The organism is Neoroseomonas terrae (genome assembly GCF_018129025.1).
GTDB lineage: Bacteria > Pseudomonadota > Alphaproteobacteria > Acetobacterales > Acetobacteraceae > Neoroseomonas > Neoroseomonas terrae.
Window position 1 is genome coordinate 136,574 of record NZ_JAAEDI010000016.1, and the last position, 11,144, is coordinate 147,717.

The 11,144-nt window shown below is 68.8% G+C and carries 10 protein-coding genes; 7 read left to right on the top strand and 3 right to left on the bottom strand.

Annotated elements, in window-relative coordinates:
- Nucleotides 1-42: 42 nt before the first annotated feature.
- Nucleotides 43-1,245 (bottom strand): DUF1501 domain-containing protein, encoded by a 1,203-nt coding sequence (locus tag GXW78_RS16180; protein ID WP_211869870.1) that lies wholly within the window; start codon nucleotides 1,243-1,245, stop codon nucleotides 43-45.
- Nucleotides 1,242-2,543, bottom strand: a complete 1,302-nt coding sequence (locus GXW78_RS16185; protein WP_211869871.1) for a DUF1800 domain-containing protein — start codon at nucleotides 2,541-2,543, stop codon at nucleotides 1,242-1,244. Before GXW78_RS16185 ends, GXW78_RS16180 begins: the two co-directional genes overlap by 4 nt.
- Before the next feature lie 231 nt (nucleotides 2,544-2,774).
- On the opposite strand from GXW78_RS16185, the gene fusA reads away from it, so the two are divergent.
- Nucleotides 2,775-4,856 (top strand): elongation factor G, encoded by a 2,082-nt coding sequence (fusA, locus tag GXW78_RS16190; protein WP_211869872.1) that lies wholly within the window; start codon nucleotides 2,775-2,777, stop codon nucleotides 4,854-4,856.
- A gap of 137 nt (nucleotides 4,857-4,993) precedes the next feature.
- Here fusA and GXW78_RS16195 read toward each other — a convergent pair whose 3' ends face one another.
- On the bottom strand, nucleotides 4,994-5,440 hold the full coding sequence (locus GXW78_RS16195) for a MaoC/PaaZ C-terminal domain-containing protein (protein WP_211869873.1): 447 nt from the start codon (nucleotides 5,438-5,440) through the stop codon (nucleotides 4,994-4,996).
- A gap of 90 nt (nucleotides 5,441-5,530) precedes the next feature.
- Here GXW78_RS16195 and GXW78_RS16200 point away from each other — a divergent pair, with 90 nt between their 5' ends.
- The 6 genes from GXW78_RS16200 to GXW78_RS16225 form a co-directional block, all read left to right on the top strand.
- Nucleotides 5,531-6,409, top strand: a complete 879-nt coding sequence (locus tag GXW78_RS16200; protein ID WP_211869874.1) for a hypothetical protein — start codon at nucleotides 5,531-5,533, stop codon at nucleotides 6,407-6,409.
- A gap of 71 nt (nucleotides 6,410-6,480) precedes the next feature.
- Nucleotides 6,481-7,758 carry a phosphopyruvate hydratase gene (gene eno / locus GXW78_RS16205; protein WP_211869875.1) on the top strand — a complete coding sequence of 426 codons (1,278 nt, stop codon included), beginning with the start codon at nucleotides 6,481-6,483 and terminating at the stop codon, nucleotides 7,756-7,758.
- A gap of 176 nt (nucleotides 7,759-7,934) precedes the next feature.
- Nucleotides 7,935-8,219, top strand: coding sequence for an FtsB family cell division protein (locus GXW78_RS16210; protein ID WP_246522277.1), 285 nt, complete (start codon nucleotides 7,935-7,937; stop codon nucleotides 8,217-8,219).
- A 210-nt stretch (nucleotides 8,220-8,429) separates the two neighbouring features.
- Nucleotides 8,430-9,452, top strand: coding sequence for a pyruvate dehydrogenase (acetyl-transferring) E1 component subunit alpha (gene pdhA / locus GXW78_RS16215; RefSeq protein WP_211869877.1), 1,023 nt, complete (start codon nucleotides 8,430-8,432; stop codon nucleotides 9,450-9,452).
- Nucleotide 9,453: 1 nt separating this feature from the next.
- Nucleotides 9,454-10,812: a pyruvate dehydrogenase complex E1 component subunit beta gene (locus tag GXW78_RS16220; RefSeq protein WP_211869878.1), complete on the top strand. Its 1,359-nt coding sequence runs from the start codon at nucleotides 9,454-9,456 to the stop codon at nucleotides 10,810-10,812.
- Between the two features lie 17 nt (nucleotides 10,813-10,829).
- The coding region (locus tag GXW78_RS16225; RefSeq protein ID WP_211869879.1) for a biotin/lipoyl-containing protein at nucleotides 10,830-11,144 on the top strand (315 nt) is incomplete at its 3' end.

The window sequence follows — 11,144 nt, forward strand, 5'->3', positions numbered from 1 at the left end:
GATGCGAGCTCGTGGGGCGCCAGGCCGCGCAAACCGCGCGCGTCAGCCGCTGCGCAGGAGCCCGCCGCTCGGCGCCGCCGCGTCGCTGCCCGGGAAGGCGCGCGCCACCGCCTGGTCCTGGAGCTTCAGGTGGTCGCGCAGCAGCCCCTTGGCGAGGCTGCGCAGGTCCGTCGTCGGCGCCAGGTCCCGTCCCTGGAACAGGGTGCGCTCCGACAGGCCGGGCCAGTCGCCGCCGATCCGACCGCCGGCCACCGCACCGCCGACCAGGAAGGCGATGCCGCCGGTGCCGTGGTCGGTGCCGCCGGTGCCGTTGATGCGTACGGTGCGGCCGAACTCGGTCGTCACCAGCACCGCGGTGCGCCGCCAGTGGTCGCCGAGCGCCTCCTTCAGCGCGGCCAGCCCGTCATCGAGCTGGCCGAGCGGCCCGGGCAGGCGATTGACCTGTTGGGCATGCGTGTCCCAGCCGGTCAGCTCGAAGGCCGCGATGCGCGGGCCGTCCGGTCGCGCCAGCAGCCGGCCGGCGGCCTGGGCGAGGGTGCGGAACGCGCCGCCCGGCGGCGGCCGGGCGCCGGCATCCATGCCGAGCGCCTCCATCGCATAGCCCCGCGCCTGAAGCCCTTCGATGATGGCCGGGCCGGTCAGCGGATCGGTGTGGTTCAGCTCGGCGATGCGCGCCATCAGATCGGGGGAGGGTGCCCCGCCGCCCCGCCGCGAATAGGTGCCCACCTGCGTCGGACCGCGCATCAGCAGCGGCAGGTCCGCACCGACGGCGAGCCCGTTGGGCTGCGCGCCCGGACGGGCCGGTACGGCCGACAGGGCGCGGTTCAGCCAGCCGCTGTTCAGCCGCTGGTCGGCACCCGATTCCAGCAGGTCCTGCGCGTCGAAATGGCTGCGCGTGCGCCAGTTGCCGGCGACGGCGTGGATCAGCAGCGCCTCGTTCGCCGCATACATCGCATGGAGCTGCGGCATGCGCGGATGCAGCCCGAAACGGCCGCCGAGGTCGAGCAACCCGCCTTCCTGGCCCGGTTCGGGCAAAGCGAGGGCGCCGCGCAGCTCACCGAAGCCGGGCTCGCCATAGGGCTGGACGGCGAACAGCCCATCCAGGCCGCCGCGCAGCAGCACCACGGCGAAGCGGGCCTCCCCGGGTGCCTGGGCGAAGGCGACGCGGGCGCGCGGCAGGGTAATCGCGGCGCCGAGGCCAAGCAGCAGCGAGCGGCGGCCCAGGGCAGGCAGATGGGCGGTCATCGGCGATGGAACTCCGGGCTCACCAGCACAAGTGTCAGGGCCTCGCGCGCGGAGCCGGCGCGGGCTGCTGCCCGCAGCGTTTCGGGTCGGCAGATCGGGCCGAGCACGGCCTCCGCGACCTCGGCCGCATCGCGCCCGGCGCCGCGGCCCGAGATGTTGTTCGCCCAGTCGAGCCGGCGGACCATGATCTCAGGCCCGGACCAGGCCGCACCGCTGTCGGGGAAGCCGATCGGTGCCGGCGGGCTCCACCAGCCCTGGCCAAGGTTCTGCATGAAGTTCGCGGCACGTGGCGCGATGTCGTCCGGCGCTTCGACGGCGCGCAGCACGGCGATCACGTAGTCCTGCGGATTGCGCAGCTTGCCGAGCGGCGGCTGCCACGCTTCGGGCAGACGGACCAGCGCGCGGGTGGCGGCGCCGAGGTCACCGCCAGTGTCCCGGAGCACGCCATATATCCGGTCCACGGCGGCCGGCGGCGGATCATCGGCAACGAAGTGGCGCACCAGCTTGGTGGCGAGATGCCGGTGCGTCTTTTCATGCCGGGCGAGCCAGGTCAGCGCCATGACGCCGCCTTCCTGGCCCGGCGGGAAGGTGCGGCCCATCAGCCGCTTGGGGCCCGGTTCGTGGGCATTGGCGCGGAAGACAAAGCCGTAGGGTTCGCGCTGGCCCTGGAAGGACCATCCGGTCAGGATGCGCGCGAAGGAGGTCACGTCCTCCTGCGTGTAGCCGGCCGCCGGGGTCACGGTGTGCAGTTCGAGGATCTCGCGCGCCAGGTTCTCGTTGAGCCCGCGTCGCATGCGCTGCCCTGCCGGGCTGTTCGGACCGATCGATCCGTTGTTGTCGAGATAGGCCAGCATCGCCGGGTGCCGGGCCATGGCGACGAGCATGTCCTCGAACTTGCCGGTCACATGGGCGCGGATGACCTCTCGCACATAGTGGCCGGCGAAGAGCGGCACGCGGCCCCGCTGGATGGCGAGGTGATTGGCCCAGAAGGCGACCAGCCTTTCGCGGAACCCTTGCGCGCCGCCGACCGACAAAGCGATGGCGGCGGCGGTTTCCGTCTGGACGATGCGGGCCTGGTTCGGTCGCCCCATACCGCCGGCGCGCACGCGCTCCGTATCCTCCCGCCCGGCGGCGAATATCGCGGGCAGGGTGGCCGGGAGGTCCGCTGGCAGGTCGGGGCCGGGCAGGCCGGGGGCAAGCTGCGAGTCGAGCCAAGCCATCGGGTCGGCCGGGATGGGGTCTGCCGGGCGGCGCCCCTGTGCGAAGCGGATGGCGGCGATGACAGGCTGGGCATCCATCCCTATATTCTAGGCGCGAATGCCGGTGCGAGGCATGCAACAAAGCGTGTCGCCCGTGCGGTCGCATGGCCGCCACGGCATCATTGCAGGGCAGTTTCGGTGATGGGGCGCTTGCAAACCGCCGCCGGACGTCGCAGATAGCCGCACCGACTGATCGGCGTGAACCCTTGGGGGCGGCGCGGAGCGGATGCTCCCGTGCGGGCGCCCATTTCTGCTTGATGGAGGCCCACCGTGGCGCGCACCCCGCTTGAGAAGATCCGGAACATCGGGATCACGGCGCATATCGACGCCGGCAAGACGACGACGACCGAGCGCATCCTCTATTACACCGGCAAGTCGCACAAGATCGGGGAAGTCCATGACGGTGCGACGACCACCGACTACATGGACCAGGAGCGCGAGCGCGGCATCACGATCACTTCCGCGGCCGTCACGGCCGAGTGGAAGGATCACCGCATCAACGTCATCGACACCCCGGGCCACATCGACTTCAACATCGAAGTGAACCGCTCGCTGCGCGTGCTGGACGGCGCGGTGTTCGTGATCGAAGGCGTTGCCGGCGTGCAGCCGCAGTCCGAGACCAACTGGCGCTTGGCCGACCGCTACAACGTGCCGCGCATCATCTACATCAACAAGCTGGACCGGACGGGCGCAGACTTCTTCCGCGCCGCCGAGACGCTGACCGAGAAGCTCGGCATCAACTGGGTGGCGCTGCAGATCCCCATCGGGATCGAGGACAACCTCCAGGGCGTCGTCGACCTCGTCGAGATGAAGGCGCTGGTTTGGCAGGGCGACGACCTCGGCGCGAAGTACGACGTCGTCGAGATCCCGGCCGACCTGAAGGACAAGGCCGCGGAATACCGTGAGAAGCTGCTCGACGCCGTGGTCGCGGCCGATGACGAGGCGATGGAGCGTTATCTCGAGGATGGCGACGTCTCGGTCGAGCTGCTGAAGCGCGCCATCAAGAAGGGCACGATCACCGGTGAGTTCCGCCCGGTGGTCTGCGGTTCCTCCTTCAAGAACAAGGGCGTGCAGCCGCTGCTGGACGCGGTGATCGACTACCTGCCGTCCCCCGTGGACATCGAGGGCATCAAGGTCGCCCCCGAGGAAGGCCAGGACGAGAACGCCGAGCGCCGCGTGATCCCGGCGGACGAGAACGCGCCCTTCGCCGGTCTCGCCTTCAAGATCATCAACGACAAGTACGGCAACCTGACCTTCGTGCGCGTGTACCGCGGCGTCCTGAAGCAGGGCGACATGGTCATGAACACGACCAAGGGGAACCGCGAGCGCATCGGCCGCATGTTCCAGATGCACGCCGACAAGCGCGAGGAGATCAAGGAAGTCTTCGCCGGCGACATCGCCGCCTTCGTGGGCCTGAAGGACACCGGTACGGGTGACACCCTGGCCGCGCAGGACGATCCGGTGGTGCTGGAGCGCATGGCCTTCCCGGTCCCGGTCATCGACATCTCCGTCGAGCCGAAGACCAAGGAAGGCGTGGAGAAGATGACGATCGGCCTGCAGAAGCTGGCCGGCGAGGATCCCTCCCTGCGTCTGAAGACCGACCAGGAGACCGGCCAGACCATTCTGTCCGGCATGGGCGAGCTGCACCTCGAGATCATCGTCGACCGGCTGAAGCGCGAGTACGGCGTGGATGCGAACATCGGCGCGCCACAGGTGGCCTATCGCGAGACGATCACCAAGCCGCACACCGAGGTCTACACCCACAAGAAGCAGTCCGGCGGTTCGGGCCAGTACGCCGAGGTGAAGATCACCTTCGAGCCGAAGGAGCGGAACGAGGGCATCGAGTTCGTCAACGCGATCGTCGGCGGCACGGTGCCGAAGGAATACATCCCGGCGGTCGACAAGGGCATCAAGATGCAGGCCGACACCGGCGTGCTCGCCGGCTTCCCGACGGTGGACTTCAAGTACACGCTGACGGACGGCAAGTACCACGACGTCGACTCGTCGGCCCTGGCCTTCGAAATCGCCGCCAAGGCCTGCTTCCGCGAAGGCATGAAGAAGGCCGGCCCGGTCATCCTCGAGCCGATCATGGACGTGGAAGTGACCACGCCGCAGGATCACGTGGGTGACGTCGTCGGCGACCTGAACCGCCGCCGTGGTGTGATCCAGAGCCAGGACATGGCCGGCACCTCGGTCATCGTCCGCGCGCACGTCCCGCTGAAGGAGATGTTCGGCTACATCTCCAACCTGCGTGGCATGACCAAGGGCCGCGCGTCCTTCTCCATGCAGTTCCACCACTACGATCCGGTGCCGCGCAACGTCGCGGAAGAGATCATGGCGAAGTCCGCGTAATCCACGCGGCCTGAACCGGGCTTTGGAAGCGGCGCGGCGGGGCAACCTGCCGCGCCGTTTCCATATCCGGTGCCAGGTTTGGAACATCTGGCGGCGCCGGTCGCGCCCGTTCCTGCCGTTGACCGGCCTCGTGCCGTTCAGCGCCTGAGAAAGTGCGTCACCACCGCATCGAGAACCACCACGCCGTCGGCCACCCGCCGCGCCGTGTAGCGCATCTTCGCGACGCCGAGCCGCCGGCCCGAGCGGGAGGGGCGGATCTCGGCCACCTCGGCACGCACGGCGATCTCCTCGTCGGGGCGCAGTGGCGCGGGCCACTGGCTGTCGATCCGGTTGCCGCCGATCGAAATGCCGGTGATCAGCCCGCTGCGGATGACATGGCCGAACACGGCGGACAGCGTGTGCAACCCGCTGGCGACGAGTTCGCCGAACAGGCTCTCGCGCGCCGCCTCGGCATCGAGGTGGAAATATTGCGGGTCGTAGCGGGAGGCGAAGGCGAGCACCTCCTCGCGGCCCAAGGCCAGGGTGCCGAGATCCCAGGCCTGGCCTGGTACGAGGTCGTCGAGGGAATGCAGAGGCTCGATCATTCCTGTCGATATAGGGCGGCTTTGGCTCACGCGGAATCGCGCATCCCCCGGCTTGCCGAGAGGCGAAGCGCTGACGCAGGGTGCCGCCCCATGGCCATCATATCCCGTCGTTCCGGGCTCGCGCTGGGCCTTTCCCTCGCGACCGTCTCCTGTGCTGCCGTACCGCCGACGCCGCCGACCCCAGCCGGGCGCTATGCCGCACTGGTTACCGCGGCGGACCAGACTGCGGGACAGGTGGTCGATCATCTTGCGGCACGGGAGCGGCTGGAGGTGCAGGAGGCATCCTCGATGCGCTTCGCGGCCGGCGGCATGCCACCCACGCCGCCGCCGCCCGCCGCGCCGGTTGCCGGCGCCGTGCTGGACCCGGCGATGAAGCTGATCCAGTTGGAGGCGCAGCGGCTCGCGGCGCTGTCGGGCGGGCAGGCACTGGCTGAAGGGCAGGTCGGGACCGCGCTGATGGGGCGGCTGCGGGATGCGCTGGCGACGCTGGGTCGGGTGCCGGGGCGCTGGCCGTCCGAGGCAGTGCGGCGGCGGGGTTTGGCGGGCTTCGCCACGCTGGCCGAGCCGGCGCCGCCCGGCATAAATGCGGCCGGCCTGGCCCTGGCCCGGCAGGGTGCCATGGGCGATGCGGTGCTGCTGATGCGCGCCGTCGTCGGCGACGACCGGCGCAGCGGATTGCGTGGCGCGCTGGCGCAGCGCCACGAGGCGTGGCGCTCGGCCCAGACGGCGATGCTGAACAGGGTCCGCAACGATCCCAACATCGGCCCGGATGAGCGGATGCGGATCTGGGGGGCGACCCAGGCCCGGCTCGCCGCTGATCCGCCGGATGTGACGGCGGCGGAGCTGAGCCGGATGTTCGACGCACTGCCCGCAGGGCACGCGTCGGCCGGGGCAGGGGATGCGGCGGGGGTCGAGGCCTTCGGCGCGGCCGTCGCCCGGCTCCAGGCCGTAATGGCCCAGCCGCGATAGACCCGGCGCCCTTGGCGCGCCGCCCCGCCCGGTGTAGCCACCCCGCATCCTGAACGACCGGAGAGCGCCCCATGGCTGCCATCGCCGACATCATCGCCCGCGAGGTCCTCGATTCCCGTGGCAACCCGACCGTCGAGGCGGAGGTGGTGCTGGACAGCGGCGCCATCGGCCATGCCATCGTCCCCTCCGGCGCCTCCACCGGTGCTCATGAGGCGGTGGAGCTGCGCGACGGCGACAAGAAGCGCTATGGCGGCAAGGGCGTGCTGAAGGCCATCGCCAACGTCGAAGGCGAAATCTTCGACGCGATCTCCGGCCTCGAGGCGCAGGACCAGGTCCGCATCGACGAGATCATGATCGAGCTGGACGGCACGCCGAACAAGGCGCGGCTCGGCGCGAATGCGATGCTGGCGGTGTCGCTTGCGGTGGCGAAGGCAGCGGCCGCCGATCTCGGCATTCCGCTGTATCGCCACGTCGGCGGTGTCTTCGCCCGCACCCTGCCGGTGCCGATGATGAACATCATCAATGGCGGTAAGCACGCGGACAACCCGATCGACATCCAGGAATTCATGATCATGCCGGTCGGTGCCGGCACGATCGCGGATGCCGTGCGCGTCGGCTCCGAGGTGTTCATGGCGCTGAAGAAGGCGCTGCACGACGCCGGCCATTCGACCAATGTCGGCGATGAGGGCGGTTTCGCGCCGAATATCGGCTCGGCGGACGAGGCGCTGGGCTTCATCGCCAAGGCCTGCGAGGCGGCCGGCCATCGCGTAGGCGAGGATGTGGTGTTCGCCCTGGACTGCGCGGCGACCGAGTTCTTCCACGACGGCGCGTACAAGCTGGAGGGGGAGGGCAAGACCCTCGATGCCGGGGGCATGGTGGACTACCTCGCGGCGCTCTGCGCCAAGTGGCCGATCGTCTCGATCGAGGACGGCATGTCCGAGGATGACTGGGCCGGCTGGAAGGCGCTGACGGACAAGATCGGCGACAAGGTCCAGCTGGTCGGCGACGATCTGTTCGTGACCAACCCGGAGCGCCTGCGGCAGGGCATCGAGCAGCACACCGCCAATGCCATCCTGGTGAAGGTGAACCAGATCGGCACGCTGACCGAGACGCTGGAAGCGGTCGAGACCGCGCACCGCGCCGGCTATCGCGCGGTGATGTCGCATCGGTCGGGCGAGACGGAGGATGCGACCATCGCCGACCTCGCCGTTGCGACGAATTGCGGGCAGATCAAGACCGGCTCCCTTTCCCGTTCGGATCGGCTGGCGAAGTACAACCAGCTCATCCGCATCGAGCAGGGCCTCGGGCCGGCGGCGCGCTATGCCGGGCGGGGCGTCCTCCGGCGCTGATCGCCGGTATGTGAGTCCATTTTGTCGCGCCGCCGCGCAAAACCCCGTGCGGTGCGACGAAATCCTGGACGAAGCGCGTGACACGGATTCGCCACGGCGGTTAGAGTCGGCGCCTCCTCGCCCACTGTCAGGTGTCAGCGTTGCGGTTTCTCAAGCGCTTCATTCAAGCCATCGCCATGCCGTGTCTGTTCGTGGCGCTGTCGGGCTACTTCGTCTGGCATGCGATGCATGGCGACCGCGGCCTGATCGCACGCGAGCAGCGACTGGCGGACATCGCCGCCGCCCGCGTGGATCTGGCACGGGCGGAGGCCGATCGCGATGCGATGGAACGCCGCGTGGCGGGGCTGCGCGGGGACCGGGTCGACCGCGACCAGCTCGATGAAAGGGCACGGGCGCTGCTCAACATGGTCGGACGCGATGAGATCGTCGTTCCCTACACGCCGGAACGACGACTGTATTGAACCGCCGGGCGGCCGCCGGACACCGCGTTGCTTCGGCAGGTAGAAGGCGGGTCGGCGGGCGCTGAGTCTCGCCGTTTGAAGCACTTAACCGCATTTCGGTTAAGTGTCTTATTGCATTGCAATAGAAGGGTTTTCGAGAGGCCCGTCTTGCAGATTTCGGTTTCTGGCGCCTAATACGGGATCAGGACAGCTTCCCGAGGGAGACGCGCCATGGCCCAGGCCGCGGAGACAACCAGCAAGCGCCGTGGCAGGGGGAAGGAGCCGCCGATCGGGCGGGATGATCTCCAGCGCGCGTATCGCGACATGCTGCTGATCCGCCGCTTCGAGGAGAAGGCGGGGCAACTCTACGGCATGGGTCTGATCGGCGGGTTCTGCCACCTGTATATCGGGCAGGAAGCCGTCGTCGTCGGCATGCAGATGTGCCTGAAGCCGGGCGACCAGGTCATCACCTCCTATCGCGACCACGGCCACATGCTGGCGACCGGCATGGAAGCGCGCGGCGTGATGGCCGAGCTGACCGGGCGCATCGGCGGCTATTCCAAGGGCAAGGGCGGGAGCATGCACATGTTCTCGCGCGAGAAGGGCTTCTACGGCGGGCACGGCATCGTCGGTGCGCAGGTGTCGCTGGGTGCGGGCCTCGCCTTCGCGAACTGGTATCGCGAGGACGGTGCGGTCGCGCTGACCTATTTCGGTGAGGGCGCGTCGAACCAGGGGCAGGTGTTCGAGAGCCTGAACCTCGCCGCGCTGTTCAAGCTGCCCTGCGTGTTCATCATCGAGAACAACAAGTACGGCATGGGCACCAGCGTGGAGCGCGCCAGCGCATCCCGCGACCTGTCGCAGAACGGCGCCGCCTGGGGCATTCCGGGCGAGCAGGTGAACGGCATGGACGTTATCGCCGTGCGCGAGGCCGGTGAGCGCGCCGTCGCCCACTGCCGCGCGGGCAAGGGGCCGTATCTGCTGGAGATGAAGACCTACCGCTATCGCGGCCATTCCATGTCGGACCCGGCGAAGTACCGCACGCGCGAGGAAGTGCAGAAGATGCGCGAGACGTCCGACTGCATCGAGACGGCGCGCAAGATGCTGCAGGAACAGTTCGGCGTGACCGAGGGCGACCTCAAGGTGATCGACGACGAGGTGAAGGCGATCGTGCAGGACAGCGCGGATTTCGCGCAGCAATCGCCGGAGCCGCCCGAATCCGAATTGTGGACCGACGTGCTGGTGGAGGCCCGCTGAGATGGGTGCCGTGATCCTGATGCCGGCGCTATCGCCGACCATGACGGAGGGCAAGCTCGCCCGCTGGCTCAAGAAGGAAGGCGATGCGGTGAAGTCCGGCGACGTGATCGCCGAGATCGAGACCGACAAGGCGACGATGGAAGTCGAAGCGGTGGACGAAGGCACGCTGACGAAGATCGTCGTGGCCGAAGGCACCGAGGGCGTGCAGGTGAACGCGCCGATCGCCGAGCTGGATGGCGGGTCGGGCGGTGCGGCCGCTGCACCCGCGCCGGCAGCCGAACCGGCACCCGCCCAGGCACCGCCCGCCGCGGCGGCGCAGGCTTCCGTGCCGGCCGCGCCGAAAGGCCCGGCTTCCGCGCCCGAGAAGGATTGGGGCGCCACCAGCACCATCACGGTGCGCGAGGCGCTGCGCGATGCCATGGCGGCCGAGATGCGCGCCGACAAGGACGTGTTCCTGATGGGCGAGGAAGTCGCCCAGTACCAGGGCGCCTACAAGATCAGCCAGGGTCTGCTGGAGGAGTTCGGGGCGAAGCGCGTGATCGACACGCCGATCACCGAGCACGGCTTCACCGGCATGGCGGTGGGCGCGGCGATGACCGGGCTGAAGCCGATCGTCGAGTTCATGACCTTCAACTTCTCGATGCAGGCGATCGACCAGATCATCAATTCGGCGGCCAAGACGCTGTACATGTCGGGCGGCCAGCTCGGCTGCCAGATCGTCTTCCGCGGGCCGAATGGTGCTGCGTCCCGCGTCGCGGCGCAGCATTCGCAGTGCTACGCGTCCTGGTACGCGCATTGCCCGGGGCTGAAGGTGGTCGCGCCGTGGAATGCGGCGGATGCCAAGGGGCTGCTGCGCGCGGCCATCCGCGACCCGAACCCGGTCATCGTGCTCGAGAACGAGATCATGTACGGGCATTCCTTCGACTGCCCGACCGATCCAGACTTCATCCTGCCGATCGGCAAGGCGAAGGTGGAGCGTGAGGGCAGCGACGTCACCATCGTCGCCTTCTCGATCATGGTCGGCATGGCGATGCAGGCGGCCGAGAAGCTGGCCGAGCAGGGGATCAGCGCGGAGGTGATCAACCTGCGCTCCATCCGCCCGCTGGATACCGAGACGATCGCCAATTCGGTGCGCAAGACCAACCGGCTGGTGACGCTGGAGGAAGGCTGGCCCTTCGCCGGCATCGGCTCCGAGGTTGCGATGCAGATGATGGAGACCTGCTTCGACTACCTGGATGCGCCGCCGGTGCGTGTGCACGGGTTGGACATCCCGATGCCCTATGCGGCGAACCTCGAGAAGCTCGCGCTGCCGCGGCTCGAACAGGTGGTCGATGCCGTGAAAAGCGTGACCTACAAGTAAGCCGGGGGGAACGATCCATGGCCACGAACATCCTGATGCCGGCGCTGTCCCCCACCATGACGGAGGGCAACCTGGCGCGCTGGCTGAAGAAGGAAGGCGAGCGCGTGAAGGCCGGCGACGTCATCGCCGAGATCGAGACCGACAAGGCGACGATGGAAGTCGAGGCCGTGGATGAGGGCATCCTCGGCAAGATCCTGGTGCCGGACGGCACGCAGGGCGTGAAGGTGAACGACCCGATCGCCGTGCTGGTCGAGGAAGGGGAGGCGGTGCCGGACGCCGGCGCCAAGGCCCCGGCTGCGGAAGGCGGCCCCAAGGCCGCCGCGCCGGCGCCC